Annotated in this window: 12 protein-coding genes and 1 pseudogene; 7 read left to right on the top strand and 6 right to left on the bottom strand. The window is 47.8% G+C overall.

The features are described from left to right. Nucleotides 1-395: 395 nt before the first annotated feature. From KFE26_RS17440 to KFE26_RS17420, 5 genes are all read right to left on the bottom strand, one after another. Nucleotides 396-1,760 carry a TrkH family potassium uptake protein gene (locus tag KFE26_RS17440; RefSeq protein WP_212601163.1) on the bottom strand — a complete coding sequence of 455 codons (1,365 nt, stop codon included), beginning with the start codon at nt 1,758-1,760 and terminating at the stop codon, nt 396-398. A gap of 1 nt (nt 1,761) precedes the next feature. Then, complete coding sequence (locus tag KFE26_RS17435; protein ID WP_105250904.1) at nt 1,762-2,463, bottom strand: potassium channel family protein; 702 nt, start codon at nt 2,461-2,463, stop codon at nt 1,762-1,764. A gap of 32 nt (nt 2,464-2,495) precedes the next feature. Further along, the gene (locus tag KFE26_RS17430; protein WP_131524531.1) at nt 2,496-3,179 is read right to left on the bottom strand and encodes a response regulator transcription factor; all 684 of its coding nucleotides are present in this window, start codon (nt 3,177-3,179) and stop codon (nt 2,496-2,498) included. Then, nucleotides 3,180-4,226, bottom strand: coding sequence for an ATP-binding protein (locus KFE26_RS17425; RefSeq protein ID WP_113941211.1), 1,047 nt, complete (start codon nt 4,224-4,226; stop codon nt 3,180-3,182). It abuts the gene before it with no gap. Between the two features lie 283 nt (nt 4,227-4,509). Beyond that, nucleotides 4,510-5,433, bottom strand: coding sequence for a pirin family protein (locus tag KFE26_RS17420; RefSeq protein ID WP_212601162.1), 924 nt, complete (start codon nt 5,431-5,433; stop codon nt 4,510-4,512). A gap of 550 nt (nt 5,434-5,983) precedes the next feature. On the opposite strand from KFE26_RS17420, the gene KFE26_RS17415 reads away from it, so the two are divergent. The 7 genes and pseudogenes from KFE26_RS17415 (at nt 5,984) to KFE26_RS17385 (ending at nt 13,952) form a co-directional block, all read left to right on the top strand. Next, the gene (locus tag KFE26_RS17415; RefSeq protein ID WP_311981269.1) at nt 5,984-7,657 is read left to right on the top strand and encodes a sensor histidine kinase; all 1,674 of its coding nucleotides are present in this window, start codon (nt 5,984-5,986) and stop codon (nt 7,655-7,657) included. After that, nucleotides 7,651-8,382 carry a LytR/AlgR family response regulator transcription factor gene (locus KFE26_RS17410; protein ID WP_105250908.1) on the top strand — a complete coding sequence of 244 codons (732 nt, stop codon included), beginning with the start codon at nt 7,651-7,653 and terminating at the stop codon, nt 8,380-8,382. The genes KFE26_RS17415 and KFE26_RS17410 overlap by 7 nt, the downstream gene beginning before the upstream one ends. 107 nt (nt 8,383-8,489) lie before the next feature. Further along, complete coding sequence (locus tag KFE26_RS17405; protein WP_173497262.1) at nt 8,490-9,734, top strand: MFS transporter; 1,245 nt, start codon at nt 8,490-8,492, stop codon at nt 9,732-9,734. 234 nt (nt 9,735-9,968) lie between these two features. Continuing rightward, a pseudogene (locus KFE26_RS17400) lies at nt 9,969-10,705 on the top strand (sulfite exporter TauE/SafE family protein). Between the two features lie 136 nt (nt 10,706-10,841). After that, on the top strand, nt 10,842-11,306 hold the full coding sequence (locus KFE26_RS17395) for an NlpC/P60 family protein (RefSeq protein WP_212601161.1): 465 nt from the start codon (nt 10,842-10,844) through the stop codon (nt 11,304-11,306). 58 nt (nt 11,307-11,364) lie between these two features. Beyond that, nucleotides 11,365-12,828, top strand: a complete 1,464-nt coding sequence (locus KFE26_RS17390) for an MFS transporter (protein ID WP_212601160.1) — start codon at nt 11,365-11,367, stop codon at nt 12,826-12,828. Nucleotides 12,829-12,920: 92 nt separating this feature from the next. After that, nucleotides 12,921-13,952 carry a LacI family DNA-binding transcriptional regulator gene (locus tag KFE26_RS17385; protein WP_212601159.1) on the top strand — a complete coding sequence of 344 codons (1,032 nt, stop codon included), beginning with the start codon at nt 12,921-12,923 and terminating at the stop codon, nt 13,950-13,952. A gap of 114 nt (nt 13,953-14,066) precedes the next feature. On the opposite strand, the gene gtfA is transcribed toward KFE26_RS17385, so the two are convergent. Next, nucleotides 14,067-15,545, bottom strand: a complete 1,479-nt coding sequence (gtfA, locus tag KFE26_RS17380) for a sucrose phosphorylase (protein ID WP_212601158.1) — start codon at nt 15,543-15,545, stop codon at nt 14,067-14,069. Nucleotides 15,546-15,703: the final 158 nt, after the last annotated feature.

Genomic DNA, 15,703 nt, shown 5'->3' with positions numbered 1-15,703 from the left:
GTTTGATAGCGTCTATTATCCACTTTAATACAGTCTTATCGCTACCAATCAATCGCTAATTACCGTGTTTAGTTCGACTTTCCAACGTTTTACCCTTTTTAGGCAATGAGTTTTCACTAGGATAGTGATACCGCTCATCCACAGAATAGTGGCTCAAAGCGAGATTTTGAATGTATGCATTGCTCATAAAAACTATTGACAATAGGTGCTTACATTGCTTTTGGGTTACACATTGTCGATTGTTTTGATGTTTCAGTCATCACCTGTGAAGTGATATGTGACATGTTTAGTGAATTATTGATTGTGAATTTATTTTTTAAGGGATGCTCATTTATCTCAGCTTCTGTTCCTGTGATTTTTACAAAATATTTCTGTCATATCGTTAGAGCACTTAATCAACCAATCGCCAGTTTAGTTTCTGCGTAGCGCAGTTTCTTGGTCCTTGGGCTGGCGAGGAAGTAGGCGAGTACGAGTGGGCCGAGGCGACCCATGAACATTATAAAAATGATGATGGCTTGGCCTAGAGTAGTTAAGTTGCCTGTTAAACCTCGGGACAAACCGACTGTGCCCAGTGCCGATACGGCCTCAAAGACGATATCAATTAACGGTGCGTTTTCACTTAATACCAGTGCGAAGATGGCTAGCCAAGTGACGCCAATGGAGATCATGGTTAGTGCCAAGGCTTTGCTGACAGTGTCTTTGGGGATCTCGCGCTTAAATACATAAATAGCTTCATCGCGGCGTAAATAGCCATAAGTTGCCAAGATGAGCACCATAAAGGTGACGACTTTAATACCGCTGGCGGTACTTAGTGAGCCGCCGCCAATAAACATCAATACCAGCATGAGTAGCGTTGTACCATCTTCGAGTTGGTCAATTGCTAGTGTATTAAAGCCTGCGGTGCGCGGTGTAACGGCTTGAAACCATGAGGCTAACCATTTACCGAGTTCGCTTAAGGGCGCCAAGGTATTGGGGTTGTTGTACTCAATAAAGTAAATCGCAATCACTGCGACGGCGTTGATAATCATAGTGCCTGTGATCATCATGCGGCTGTAAACGCTGAGTTTTGACCAACGCTTGTTGCGCTTGAGGTCGATCCACACCGAGAATCCAAGGCCACCTATGATGAGCAGGCCGGTGATGGTGAGATTAATGACAGGATCGGCAACATAGGGCATTAGGCTGTCGGCACTGAGGGCAAAACCTGCATTGTTAAAAGCGCTGATGGTGTAGAAAAAACCGTGGAATAAGCTGGTTTGCCAACCGAGTTCCTGACTCCAGTACACGGAAAGAATGGCCATGCCTACGGCTTCAACCAGCAGAGAAAACACTAACACTGATTTTGCCGTTGACACTAGAGTCGATGTATCTGTTTGATTAAAAGCCTCTTTTGCGACTGTTTGGTGTAAAAAACCAATTCTACCGCCAATGGCGATCAAGGTGACAATGGCGAAGGTCATCAGCCCAAGTCCACCGCATTGGATTAACAGCGCTATGACGATTTGCCCAAAGGGCGTAAAAACAGTGCCAGTATCTACAACGACAAGTCCTGTCACTGTTACAGCCGAGGTGGCCGTGAACAGACTTTGTAGCCACGTAATAGACGATTCGGTTGCTATCGGCAGTTTGAGTAAGCAAGTGCCTAAGATGATCAACAATGCAAAGCTCACGCTTAGGATAAAGGGCGGTGCGCCTAACAACTTTTTACTCGATTTGGGTTTATGCTCAATCGCCATGATGGAGGGATGCCATTGAACCAAATTACACCAACCTTGGCGCTAGGTATTTGAGCTCAGTACGGCTACCGCAGAGCAGTAAGGCGTCATTCGTTTGCAGGATAAATTGACTATCAATTTTGCTGAAAACCGTCAGATCCCGCTTAACCATAATGGCAGCGACTTTGCCTTTAGGATTGCGTATCACATTGCTTTTTGCATCATCTTTAACATCATCCTGTGCAGCGCCGAGTAGTTGGCTGACAGTAGTTTGATCAAGGTGAGGCTTGATATGGATTTCGACCACATAGAGACCATCACCAATCGGCAGGAAATTGTTCACCATAGGATAGTTGAGTGACTGGGCGACACGTATGCCCATTTCTTCCTCTGGATGTATGATGCGGGCGACGCCGAGTTTAGAGACGATAGTGTGATGGGCTTTAGTGCTGGCCTTGACCCAAATGACTTCTACACCTAGATTTTTCAGTGCCAAGGTGCACAGCAAACTTGATTGCATATCTTCGCCAATTGCGACCAGTACGGCTTCACTGTTTGCGAGATCTAGCTCACGTAGTGCGGCTTCGTCGGAACAATCACAAATAACCGCTTCGGTTAGGTCTTCTACGTATTTTTCCACCATTTTAGGGTCACTATCCACGCCAGTGACCGTGTGGCCTAAGTGGATCAATTCTAGGCTAGCGGCGACACCAAATCGCCCTAAGCCAATAACGGTAAAATGTGCCATTAAAATATCCTTTGCTAATTTATAACAGATGCTTATCTATTGTTTGTTAAGCGATAACCTAGGCCCGCTTCTGTCTTAATGAGCTGCTGCTCGCTGCTGTCATTGAGTTTTTTACGTAACTGACTGACTAAGATCCGCAGATAATGACTGTCTTCTTGATGGGTTTTACCCCAAATATCCCGCAGTAATTCAGTTTGTTTAACGAGCTGACCAGGGTGAGACATTAAGGTCTCCATCAGGGCAAACTCCTTTTTGGTTAAGGCTATTTCTTGCTGATCGAGCCAAAGCTGGTGGGTACTTTTTTGCAACTTAAGTGCGCCAAACTGCAGTAAATCACTTAATGGCGGTTCATCGACTAAATCGCGGACTAAAACCTTGATGCGAGCGATTAACTCCCTGATCCCAAATGGCTTGCTGAGATAGTCATTGGCGCCAGCTTCCAAAAGACGAATTTTTTCTTCCTCTTGATCGCGGGCGGTTAAGATAAGCACAGGCACTTTGTCACTCTGACGTAGGGTTTGCAGCAAGCTGATGCCATCACCATCGGGTAGGCCAAGATCGAGCACTAACACGTGTGGCTGCTGCGCATGATATTGCGCTAGGGCTGACGCAATCGAGGCGGCGCCATGATATTCGAATCCTTCCGCTTCTAACGATATCCGCATAAAAGTGTGGATTTGCGCTTCGTCATCGACGACCAGCACCTTATAAGCCATTTATTCCTCTCCCTTTTTTATCGGCAATGCGATACGAATAAGGCTGCCATGAGCGACAGGTTCGGCGCTGATCTGGCCACCATGGGCGGTAATTATGCCCTTAGCAACAGCAAGCCCAAGGCCCGAGCCGCTATCGGTTGAGGGATGCTGGCGATAAAAGAGTTCAAAAATTGCCTGCGCCTGAGCGGGTTCTATGCCAAGACCCTCATCTTGGATATCTAACAGTAACGCATCGCCCTGCTGATACGCTTTTACTATGACTTGCTTATCAGAAGGCGAATAGCGCAGCGCATTATCCAATACATTAAAAATAGCTTGCTCAATCAATGAACTGCAGATCATCAGTGACGGTAGATCGGCGTCACTCTTGATGATAATACGCGGCTGCGTGGCTGGAAAACGGGCAATAGCTTGGTGCAATACATTCATTATGGCGTCTTCACTCAAGCTAAACTTGAGTGCGCCGTGTTGTAACTTAGTGGCTTGCAGCAGGTTTTCGATATATTGGTGCAGGCGATGGCTTTCGGCGGCCGCGCTATCAATCAGCTCATCCTTTTGGTCTGGGCTGAGCTTAGGCATGTATTCCTTTAAGGTGGTGAGCGTGCCAATGATAGTGGCGAGTGGGGTGCGTAAATCGTGGGAAACCGACAGCAAAATACTGTTGCGTAACTGAGCTTGTTCGAGAGCATCTTGCTGACGTCGATAGTGTTCGGCTAATTTGCTGGTGGTGAGGGCGACAAGCAGAAACACACTGAGATTGAGAATGTCCTCAAGATTAAACATCTGGAGTGAATAACGTGGTGTGGTAAATAGAAAATTAAAGCTGGTCGCCTCAAATACTGCCGCAAAATAGGCCAAGTTAGCGTTGCATTGTAGGGCTACGGCCACTACGGCCAATTGTAAAATCAGCAGTACGGCGATAGTCGAGTTTGAAAAGTGATCGATAAAGGCGCTGCTGAAAATGGCCGTCACTAGCACTATGAAGGTAAATAAAGTCGGGTGCGAACGCCAGTATTGTGTCATGGGAGCCGCTATGGATGAAGTCATGAATAGAAAGACGCATATAAAGAAAGTGCCTGTACTTTAGCAAAGGCATTTTAAGATAGCGCGTAAAAATGTCGTAAAATTTGTAACCTTGTGAGTGGCTTAGCTTGCACTTAGCTTAGGCAAATCGAGCTTGTTCACATCACACTTTGGGTAAATGATAAGGCTTACCGCATACACTCATGTTGTAAGCCTTAACCCTGGCACAGGCCATTACGTATGATGTCAAAGCGCCTATCCAACCCCTAACCCTGAGTCATTGACCCGCCCGTCATTGATCTAAGCATCACCAAGGTATTGGTGGGGGCACTAAGCGTTTGCCACTATAGCCAGTAACGGCGGCGAAGCGGGGATCTTCGGCTTCCCAATCTGCCTGTGCTTTGACTATTTCATCTTTGCTATGGCCAACAAAGTTCCACCAAATGCTGACAGGATCAGCCAATGGCGCGCCGCCAATCAGCAGTATGCGACAACCCGCTTCGAGTTTTATGGTGATGGTTTCGCGTAGCATGCCAAGGTAGGCGAGGTGGTTATTATCGAAACTTTCATCCTCGATTTGGAAGCGGCCTTCCAGTGGCATGAGGGCATATTCGAAACTAGGGTCGAGATTCAGAGTGAGTTCAGCGTCATGGGCGGCAAACAGATCTATGGCAACGATAGGTGAGAAGTGTAATGTGGGCGCCTGTTTATGATGCCAACTGCCAATCAGTAGGGTGAATTCGATATTCGCTTCGAGCCAAGTCGGCAGCTCTGGGTAGTGATCGAATCTCGGAGTGGTATCTTTGTGTTCTAGTGGTAAGGCAATCCATAGTTGGGCTGCGTGCATAGTGTGATGACCCGCTATCGACTCTTCGGTGTGGGCTATGCCGTGTCCGGCTGTCATCAGGTTAACTTGTTTTGGGCGGATCACTTGGGCACTGCCTAGGCTGTCCCTGTGCATGATTTCGCCTTCGAGCATCCAAGTAAAGGTTTGCAATCCAATGTGTGGATGTTGGCCGACGTTTAACTGCGGGCCGTCGGTGATTGGGCCAATATGGTCGAGAAAGCACCAAGGGCCGATAAGGCGGCGCTCTTTTTGGGGAATAGCCCGTGCGACAGGTATGCCGCCGACATCACTGATTTTTGGGGCAATCCGTTGAGCTTGAATGCGGCCATTTTCAATAGGACATTCCTTAGGGCCACCATAAAACTGTGCTTGTAGTTCACTCATGTTCGCTCCTTATTCCATTACTAGGGCATGCTCAGTTCAGTTTGGCTCGGTTCAGTGCAGCTTAGTGTGAACCTAGAATCTCGCATGAGGGTGATCTCATCTTGCATTCGAGCCGAAGGTTTTAGCTTCGGGTATTCCGGTCGATTTTGCAAATCTGTGCTGTCATATGGCTGGACAATGGAGCTGTTAAAATCGCCCTTCGATAACTCTGTTAACCCATTTCAAACGTGAATGTGTGACTGAGCCCGCGTGAATGGGACTTTTATCTGTCCTTTACTTTAGCAAGCCTGTATTTATGTGGGCATTAGCGTTTGATGTTTTACTCGAGCCTAAATACGAGTGTTTGACAAGTTTGGGGCTCGGTGATTTTTATCATCCATGTCTTACGTTGGATCTGCAAAATCGAGTCTATCTTTTATGGGAGCTTGTGTTGGCGGCAAAGCCTGTCTTCACCCTAATCCATTCAGCGTACAGGCTTAACACTCATAAATATATCATTGGTAAATATAACGTTGGGCTGTGATTCAGCGTGATAGCTCAAGGAGAAAGCGTGCTCGAAAATCAAATGATGTTACTGGCGGTATTTGAACGGGCGGCCTTGATGCTGATGACCTTGTTCTTTTTAACCCGCACTCGACCGTTTCAGCGTTTATTCCAAAAGCGTAATCATACCCCCGCAGAGTTAGTTTCTGTGGCGGCGATATTTTGCTTATTTGCGGTATTTAGTACTTATACCGGCATTGAGGTTGAAGGCGCGTTGGTCAACGTGCGGATTATCGCAATTATTTCTGGCGGGATTCTATTTGGCCCTTGGGTTGGTATTCCTGCGGGCGTGCTGTCGGGGCTGCATCGATATTTGATTGATATGGATGGCGATACCTCTATTCCGTGTTTAATCGCTAGCATTATTGCCGGCCTTATGGCGACGTGGATTTATTACAAATGTCCCAAATCTAAGTTGTGGATTTATGGCATTGTGGCGGGCATGTTGTGCGAAACGCTGACCATGTTGTTGATTTGGTTGCTGACAGAGCCACACGAGGTGGGCGTTGAGATTGTGAGTCATATTGCCTATCCCATGATTGCGGGCACTGTGTGTATCGGACTGATTATCAAGCTAGTGCAAGACCTCGACGATGAGAAAGAGTTGATTGCCGCTAAGCAGGCTAAGCTCGCGCTGGATATTGCCAATAAAACCTTACCCTTTTTCCGCAAGATTGATCGCCATGCCTTAGAGCAAGTTTGCGCTGTGATCCGCAATGAAATCCATGCCGATGCTGTGGCGATTACCGATACTCGCGATGTATTAGCCTATATGGGCGTTGGCAAAGATTACTACGAGGTCGATGGTCATCAAGCGATTAGCGAAATGACTCAAAGGGCGATAGAGCAAGATCAAAACATTATTAACAATGACTTACGCCAATATCATTTATCGGATTTTCATTCGGTCATCATAATCCCGCTGCGCGAAAACGGCACTGTGAGTGGCACGCTGAAGATTTACTATCGCAATACCTATCGTATCACTAGCTCGTTGCGGGAGATGGCTGTGGGTTTGTCGCAGCTAATTTCGACTCAGATGGAAGTGTCGCGTATCGAGCAACTGCAAGAGATGACCCGCAAGGCGGAGTTTACGGCGTTGCAGAGCAAGATTAACCCGCACTTTTTGTTTAATGCCCTCAATGCGATCTCTTCTTTGATCCGTATTCGGCCACAGCAGGCGCGACAGTTGATTGCTAATCTGGCCGATTATCTGCGCTATAACTTGGCTAAAGGCGATGAGCTGATTGATATCCAAGAAGAAGTGAAACAAGTCCGTGATTATGTGGCGATTGAGCAGGCGCGCTTTGGCGACAAGCTTGAAGTGATCTTCGATGTCGACGATGTGCATTTTTGTGTACCTTGCCTCTTGTTACAGCCGCTGGTGGAAAACGCCATTTTGCACGGCATTCAGCCGCGCAGTGCACCGGGTAGAGTGACGATAGAAGTGAAAAAACTCGATGCAGGTATTCGCGTCGCTGTGCGCGATACTGGCTATGGGATCCGCCAAGAGGTGATTGATGGCGTAGCTGCTGGCCGTGTAGAAAGTAGCAGTATTGGGCTGATGAATGTGCACCAGAGAGTGAAGTTATTGTACGGCGAAGGTTTGCAGCTTAAACGGCTCGAACCGGGGACTGAAGTCAGTTTTTACTTACCGGAAAATGAGGCGCAAGTATGTTAAAAGCCATCATAGTTGAAGATGAATATCTCGCCCGTGAGGAGCTAGAGTATTTAGTGAAGAGCCACAGTGAGATAGACATAGTGGCTAGCTTCGAGGATGGCTTAGAGGCCTTTAAATATTTGCAGGATCACGAGGTCGATGTGGTGTTTTTGGATATCCAAATACCGTCCATCGATGGCCTTTTGTTGGCGAAGAATCTGCATAAATCGACCCATCCTCCCCATGTGGTGTTTGTTACTGCCTATAAAGAATTTGCAGTAGAAGCGTTTGAGCTCGAAGCCTTCGATTATATTCTCAAGCCCTACAATGAACCGCGGATCATCAGCTTATTGCAGAAGATTGAACAGGTGGGACGACAAGCACCAAAGCCGCAACATGAGGCCGCGAGCAACACCAGTCGAACCGTGAATTTAGTTAAAGGTGAGCGGATTATCGTTACGCCCTGCGAGCAAATTTATTATGCCGAGGCCGATGAAAAACTCACCTATGTGTACACCCGCACCGACCGTTATGTGATGCAGATGACCATCAGTGAGTTTGTGAGTCGTTTGCCTGCTGAAGGCTTTTTCCGCTGTCACCGTTCCTATTGCGTCAATATCAACAAGATCCGCGAAATCGTGCCTTGGTTCAATAGTACTTACCTGATTAGGTTGCATGATTTGTCGTTCGAGGTGCCCGTTAGCCGTAGTAATATTAAGGCTTTTCGACAGCTGATGAGGCTGTAATTGTCATTCATTCCTGCAGATCTGTATTTCATGCCTTAATTGATCGGCGCGAATCGCATCTCTCTTATAGTGGACTCAATTCCTGATCCCCTAAAGCGAGATGCATCATGACTAAAGAGATGAACCGTACTCGGTACCTGACCTTAGTTGGTACTATTATCACCCAGTTTGCACTCGGCTCAGTTTACACTTGGAGCCTGTTCAATGCGCAGTTGGCCGTTAAACTCGACGAACCCGTCAGCCAAGTGGCGTTTGTATTTGGTTTGCTGAGTTTGTCTTTGGCCGTGGCATCTTCCATGGCGGGCAAATTACAGGAACGCTTTGGCGTACGTAATGTCACCTTAGGCGCAGGCCTGTTACTCGGCGTTGGATTCTTACTCACTGCCCAAGCCAGTAACTTGATGATGCTTTACCTGTGCGCAGGGATTTTAGTGGGCTTTGCCGATGGCACTGGCTACTTGATGACCTTGTCTAACTGCGTGAAGTGGTTCCCTGAACGCAAAGGGCTGATTTCGGCGTTAGCGATTGGTGCTTATGGTCTAGGTAGCCTCGGATTTAAATACATTAACGTGCTGTTACTCGAAAACACTGGCCTTGAAACCACCTTCCAACTGTGGGGGCTGATCGCCATGGCGTTGGTCTTGTGTGGCGGTATGTTGATGAAAGATGCGCCTGCACAATCAGCCGCAAGTCAGCAAGCCGAAAGTCGCGACTTCACCCTCGCTGAAGCCATGCGTAAGCCGCAATACTGGATGCTGGCGCTGATGTTCCTGTCGGCCTGTATGAGTGGTTTGTATGTGATTGGTGTGGCTAAAGATATCGGTGAGAAGATGGTCGACTTGCCTGTACTGGTCGCCGCCAATGCTGTTGCTGTGATTGCTATGGCGAACCTCAGTGGTCGTTTAGTGCTGGGTATTCTGTCGGACAAAATCCCCCGCATTCGGGTTATTTCACTGGCGCAGATCATCACTTTAGTCGGTATGGTGTTACTGTTGTTCATTCCTTTGAATGCTAACCTGTTCTTCGTTGCGGTTGCCTGCGTTGCCTTTAGTTTTGGCGGTACTATCACTGTTTATCCATCATTGGTGAGCGACTTCTTCGGCCTGAATAACCTGACTAAAAACTATGGCGTTATCTACTTAGGTTTCGGTATCGGCAGTATTATCGGTTCGATTGTCGCCTCGTTATTTGGTGGGTTTATTGCAACCTTTAACGTGATTTTAGTGCTACTGGTGGTGGCGTTAGTCATGTCATTAACCATTCGTATGCCAGAGCCCAAAACCCCTGCGTCAGCTAAGAAAGCGACTAAGAGTACGCCTCGCTTAGTGAATATGACGGCCGAATCTGCATAGGCGTAAGCTAAGCTTTTCCTCTTTAGCTAAAAGCTAACATAAAAAATCCGCAGCCAAATGGCTGCGGATTTTTTACTTTTTATCCCGTGTTTTATGGGCGAGGTTGTTACTCATTTAAGGCTCACTGACTTATCTATGTGATTGCACTTTTGATGTTAGCTCAGTGCTGCCTCTTTTTTATCACACCAACAACAGGTAACTTGATAGCCATAAAGCGTTATTCAGGATGTGTTGATGTTAACGGACCCTCTTTTTTGGTTGGTGGCGATACCCGCAGTCTTGATTACTGGGATTTCTAAATCCGGTTTTGCGGGTGGCGTGGGCGGCTTAACTGTCCCACTATTGGCGCTGGTCATTAGCCCTGCTACAGCGGCGGCAGTCATGTTACCACTGCTGATTTATATGGATTTTTTAAGTGTACGTTCCTGGTGGGGGCAACATAATCCGCGTCATTTATGGATACTATTGCCCGCGGCGGTTGTGGGAATTTTTATCGCTTATCTGTTGTTCGATCGATTAAACGAAGATTACTTACGGGTGATTCTAGGCTGTGTGTCCCTCGGTTTTGGTTTGTATGGTTTGATCCTTGGGGATAAAACTCAAGCATCACCTTCACCTCTGGTTGGGCGCTTGTGTGGCTTAACCGCCGGCTTTACGAGCTTTGTTGCCCATGCGGGCGGCCGCCACTCAACGCTTATTTGTTGCCGTTGCGCTTAGCCAAGGCAGAGTTTTTAGCCACTGCCGTGGTGTTTTTTGCTGTGGTGAATCTGGTTAAACTTGTTCCTTACAGTTTGCTTGGGCAGATTAACCAAGAGAATATTATCGTTTCTCTGTTATTGGTGCCGCTTGCATGGTTAGGGGTAAAGTTAGGTTTGTTCATTCAAGATAAAATTGACGATAGGTTATTTAAACGCATCATCTTGATTTTAATGGTGCTGGTGGGTGTGCGTTTATTGTGGACGGCGTTATAGTTTTAAGCTTTAGGTTATATTAGTCTGCTAGAGTGCGCGGGTGTTGGGGCGTTTTGATCCCCAGCCGCCCTGAATTTACCTGATAAAAACTCAAAATTACGTTACTGTGAAATCTGCCTGCAATGAGTTTGAAGCTATGAAACGATTACTGATAGTTATCTTAGCCTTAGGCCTTGGCGCTTGTGCTAGCGCGCCAGAACCTAAGCCTGTGGTAAAGCAAATTGAACCCGCCACGGTTTGGAATGATAGCAATATCTCCGAACTGCATTCTGAGTGGCGCGGTGTGCCCTATCGTTTAGGCGGTGGCACTAAGCGGGGCATAGATTGCTCGGCCTTTGTGTCGGTCGCCTATCAGAAGATGTTGGGTATGACACTGCCGCGCACGGTTGAAGAACAGCAAGCCCTAGGGAAACCTGTGCCGAGAAATCAACTGCGCAAGGGCGACTTGGTATTTTTCAAGACAGGTTGGAGCACACACCATGTCGGCATTTATGTGGGAGACGATAATTTTCTCCATGTTTCCACTAGCCAAGGGGTGAAGATTTCGAGCCTGCATAACAGTTATTGGGCGTCTAAGTATTGGAATGCACGGCGAATTTAGCACATCTTCTTTATGCACTTTCTTTTTGCACTTGGGCTGATGAGTTAGCGGAGACAATATGTCCTTAGAGCCTGCGTTATCCCAGAGTGACCCTTTACCTACTTCTGTTTTTCTCGCCATTTTCTCGGCTGTATTCTTGCCCATGTTTTTGGCGGCAGTCGATCAAACCTTACTCGCGACGGCGACGCCAGCCATAGTTGAAGATCTTGGCGGCCTGCGCCAAGCCTCGTGGATCACTATCGGTTATATGCTGGCGATGGCCGCTTCTGTGCCGATTTATGGCTGGTTAGGGGATAACTTCGGTCGCGCGAAAATCCTGATGATCGCCATAGTGATTTTTGCACTGGGTTCCATCGTTTCGGCGAGTGCGGGCACTATGGATCACATGATCGCCGGACGTATTTTGCAGGGCATGGGCGGTGGCGGCTTGATGAGTTTGTCTCAATCTTTGATTGGCGAGTTAGTCCCCATTCGGCAGCGGGCGCGTTTCCAAGGGTATTTTGCCGCTATGTTTACCCTAGCGAGTGTTGGCGGCCCTGTCATTGGCGGTATTGTGGTGCACGCCTATTCGTGGCATTGGCTATTTTGGGCGAATATTCCACTGGCCATGCTGGCGGTATGGCGACTCAATGGGCTGCATAAGCGCAGCGTTAAACCCGTACGCCAAGGCAAGTTTGATTTAGTGGGCGTGGTATTGTTTCCGACCATTATCACCGCACTCTTATATTGGTTATCTGTGGCGGGGCAAGAGTTTGCTTGGCTTTCTGCGACTAGCTTAGGCTTTGCCGTCTTTGTGGTGTTCGGCATTCTAGGTCTGCTGTTGTGGGAACGGCGATTGGCGAGCCCGTTTCTGCCGTTAGATTTACTGGCGAAGAAGGCCGTTTATATGCCACTGCTGACGGCGGCGCTGTTTGCGGCCTGTTTGTTTGCGATGATCTTCTTCCTGCCGATTTATCTGCAAGTGGGTTTACACACCAATCCCGCCAAAACCGGTTTGCTGCTCTTGCCTATGACCTTCGGTATTGTCACTGGCTCTACGATTGCGGGCCGACTGTTAAGTAAAGATGTCGCGCCTAAGTGGTTGCCGACCTTTGGTATGGGTTTAGCTTTCATCGGCTTGTTATTGATTAGCTTTGTGCCGCCTAATGCCAATGTGATTGGCGGCTTAGGTGTGTTGGTCGGGATAGGGTTAGGGACTGTGATGCCAAGCGTGCAGCTCGTAGTGCAGAGCGTGTCGGGCAAGGCGCGACTCAGCCAGATCACGGCCATGGTGTCACTGTGTCGTTCTATGGGCGCTGCTATTGGTACTGCGCTGTTTAGCGTGCTGCTTTATAGTTTGTTGCCACTCACGGGTTCTGAACTTGGCATCGCTGCGATTAAAACATTGCCGACAGAGGTGGTGCATCAAGCCTTCCAGTACGGATTTATGGCCGCTGCGGGTGTGGCATTGTGTGCCGCGATAGTCGGTTTTTTATCCCCTGCAACGGTATTAAAAGATCACGATAGCGAAACTGCGCATTAAGCCTAGATTTGCAGGTGCACGACCCATTTAAGCCGTGTACTATTTGCGCTGAGCCGTATTTTTGTGGCCTTATTCGATTCCAGGACATAAGCATGACAACAACAAAACACTGGACCCTAAAGAGCATAGCCAACGAGTTGGGTGTCTCTAATGCCACTGTTTCTAACGCGTTTAATCGCCCCGACCAATTATCGGAAAAACGTCGTAACGACATTTTAGCTGCCTGCACTAAGTTGGGATATTTCGGACCAAATAAAGCGGCTCAATCCCTACGTAAGGGCAAGTTTGATACTGTCGCCTTGGTATTGTCGGACAGCGTGGAATACATGGTGTCCGATCCCGTCGCCAGTAAATTTATGAAGGGCGTAGCCTCTGTCTTGGAGCAAGAAAAACTCAATTTGCTGCTGTTTTCGGGCAGCTCAGACAGTGTGAATGCGGTAGCCGACTTTGTGGATGGTTTTATTTGTTATGGTCGCCCGCGCAATGCCCTGTTAGCCGAGCAGTTAAAGCAGGTAAAGAAAAAGGTCGTCACGGTCGATTTTGATATCCACCGCAATGCATCAGTGAGCATAGACAATAAGTTAGCCGCCTATGAAGTGGCGAAACTGGCATTGCAATCGCCCGCAGACAATGTCGCCATTTTAGGGTTACGTTTGCTCGATACCCACTTAACTTGCCGCGTTTATGATTTGAATTTGTTAGAAATCGATACCTCTGTTGCCCATCAAAGATTACAGGGTTACTTGCAAGCGATTGAAGAAGTGGGCGTTTTACTGGGGCCGGACCGCATTTGGAATATCCCCGAGAGCAATGCCGACTATGCGGCGATAGCGGCAAAAGAAGCGCTGAACTCGACTCCGCGGCCGAATGTATTTTTATGTATGAGTGACTTAATCGCCTTGAGTGTGCTCGGTGAGGCGCAGGCCATGGGGCTGAGTGTTCCCGAAGATGTGCGAGTCGTGGGCTTTGATGGCATAGATGAAGGCACACGTTCAAATCCGCCGTTAACGACCGTCTATCAATACTCTGAGCAGAAGGGCCGAAAAGCGGCGCAAATGTTTGTCAGTGATGCCGTGCATGCGGAAGTTTTGGGCTATGAATTACGCCTCGGTAAGAGCTGCTAATCGCTACATCTTTTAACTAAAAAAGGCGCATTCAATGCGCCTTTTTGCTATCTAAAAACTATGTCGCTTAGCTTGAACTTAAACCTAAGCTCAAGCCCGAACAGGAACGCAAGCTTATGCTTGAGCCAGCAGTCTTGATAACGACACTTGTGTCTCTTTACCTTGCTTATCTAAAAGGATGATTTGGCCATCTTTATTGGCAAAGTCGAGGGTGAGGCTCGCCTGCGAATCGGCCGCTGTCCAAGACAAGGTTAATGTGCGTTCTGCCGATGCCATTGTAAAGCGGCCATCGAAGGCTGAGCTGCTATTGCGCAGTTTAATCAGCTTCGTTAGCGCCTTAACGACAGGTTTGTGCATGGCTTGCTGCACTTTTTCACGATTCAAATAAGGGCGATTAATATCGCGGCCGACGTGAGTCCGGTTAAGCAGCGCCATATCGTTCGGGATTGCCAGCAGACCCGCGTAATACACCTGCGGAATCCCTGGTGCGAAAAACTGAATCGCCCGCGCCATCAAATAATCGAGGTCATTCTGGCCGAGTGCATCGTAATAGGTGCAGTTGATTTGATACAAATCGACGTTGCTGGCGGCCGCGCCTGTGGCCTGTAGACTCTCGCCCTTGCTATTGCCATGTATGGTTTCAACCAAATTATCGATTTGATTTTCGGTCAATAATCCGCGCAAGCCATCCATAGGGCCGACGTCGATAATGCCGATACCGTCGTGGGTGTCGAGTACGGTAATGCAGTTGCGTGGCGCCATTTCCAGCCAATGGGTCAAGGCTTGGCAATCTTGGCTAAACAGCGTGTGCAAGATGAGCGGTGGCAGGGCGAAGTCGTACACCATGTCGACCCGCTTGGCGATCTCGACCTGAGTCATGTGGTGCGAATGAATTTCGGCCAGCGTTGTCATACCTAACGCATTGGCTTGCTGGGCTAACTTATCCACAAACTCGAAGGACTCTTCAATCATAAAGCAGCTAGTGCCGGGCTTTTTAATCGCATAGCCCGCCGCATCTAAGCGGATCAGATTCACTTTACTGTGGTCGAAACGCGCCAGCACTCGGTTTAAATAATCTTTACCTGCGGTGGAATGAACGTCGATATCGATTTGATTGCGGGTAAAGGTGGTCCAAAACTCTTCGGTCGAGCCATCGGCTAAGGTGTAAGTGCTAAAACAACTTCCCGGACGTGGGCGATAGATAGCGGCTTGATCTTGCTCGCTTAATCCATCAGGGAATACCTTGTCTTTGGTTAAAAATAAATCCCAGTAAGCCGATTGCTTACCGTGCTTGAGTACGTCTTTAAATTCGGGTGACTCGGCGGACATATGATTAACGATAAGGTCTGCCATGATGTCGTAATCATCACCAATGCGTTTAACGTCATCCCAATTGCCTAAGCGTGAATCGACTTGTACATGGTCTATCGGATCGAAGCCCGCATCACTGCCGTCAATGGGAAAATAGAAAGGCAAAAGATGCACGCCGCCGAATAGACCTTGCAACTCGTCATCGAGTAGTGCTTTGAGCTCCTTGAGCCCGGCATTGGTAATTCTGTCGACATAGGTGATCAGTTGCACTTGGTTTTTCATACTTTGCCCACGCTTGAGTTGTCTTTTTAGAGTAAAGGTTTATGGCAATCCTTTAATTGATTGCACAACTAAACTTAATCGATTAAGTTGTATATTTAACCAATATGAAACATTATTCAAGTGGTTTGTTGGATTTTTGAGTTAGTCTCAAGTTTTGG

This window comes from Shewanella sp. M16, assembly GCF_018224605.1.
GTDB lineage: Bacteria > Pseudomonadota > Gammaproteobacteria > Enterobacterales > Shewanellaceae > Shewanella > Shewanella oncorhynchi.
Note: the sequence above shows the minus strand (reverse complement) of the source record. Positions and strands in the feature narration are given on the sequence as shown.

Excerpts from the sequence above, each read along its gene's own strand:
- KFE26_RS17390 (WP_212601160.1), top strand. The coding sequence starts at position 11,365 with ATGTCCTTAGAGCCTGCGTTATCCCAGAGTGACCCTTTACCTACTTCT.
- KFE26_RS17410 (WP_105250908.1), top strand. The coding sequence starts at position 7,651 with ATGTTAAAAGCCATCATAGTTGAAGATGAATATCTCGCCCGTGAGGAG.
- KFE26_RS17425 (WP_113941211.1), bottom strand. The coding sequence starts at position 4,226 with ATGACTTCATCCATAGCGGCTCCCATGACACAATACTGGCGTTCGCAC.
- KFE26_RS17435 (WP_105250904.1), bottom strand. The coding sequence starts at position 2,463 with ATGGCACATTTTACCGTTATTGGCTTAGGGCGATTTGGTGTCGCCGCT.
- KFE26_RS17420 (WP_212601162.1), bottom strand. The coding sequence starts at position 5,433 with ATGAGTGAACTACAAGCACAGTTTTATGGTGGCCCTAAGGAATGTCCT.
- KFE26_RS17405 (WP_173497262.1), top strand. The coding sequence starts at position 8,490 with ATGACTAAAGAGATGAACCGTACTCGGTACCTGACCTTAGTTGGTACT.
- KFE26_RS17430 (WP_131524531.1), bottom strand. The coding sequence starts at position 3,179 with ATGGCTTATAAGGTGCTGGTCGTCGATGACGAAGCGCAAATCCACACT.
- gtfA (WP_212601158.1), bottom strand. The coding sequence starts at position 15,545 with ATGAAAAACCAAGTGCAACTGATCACCTATGTCGACAGAATTACCAAT.
- KFE26_RS17395 (WP_212601161.1), top strand. The coding sequence starts at position 10,842 with ATGAAACGATTACTGATAGTTATCTTAGCCTTAGGCCTTGGCGCTTGT.
- KFE26_RS17385 (WP_212601159.1), top strand. The coding sequence starts at position 12,921 with ATGACAACAACAAAACACTGGACCCTAAAGAGCATAGCCAACGAGTTG.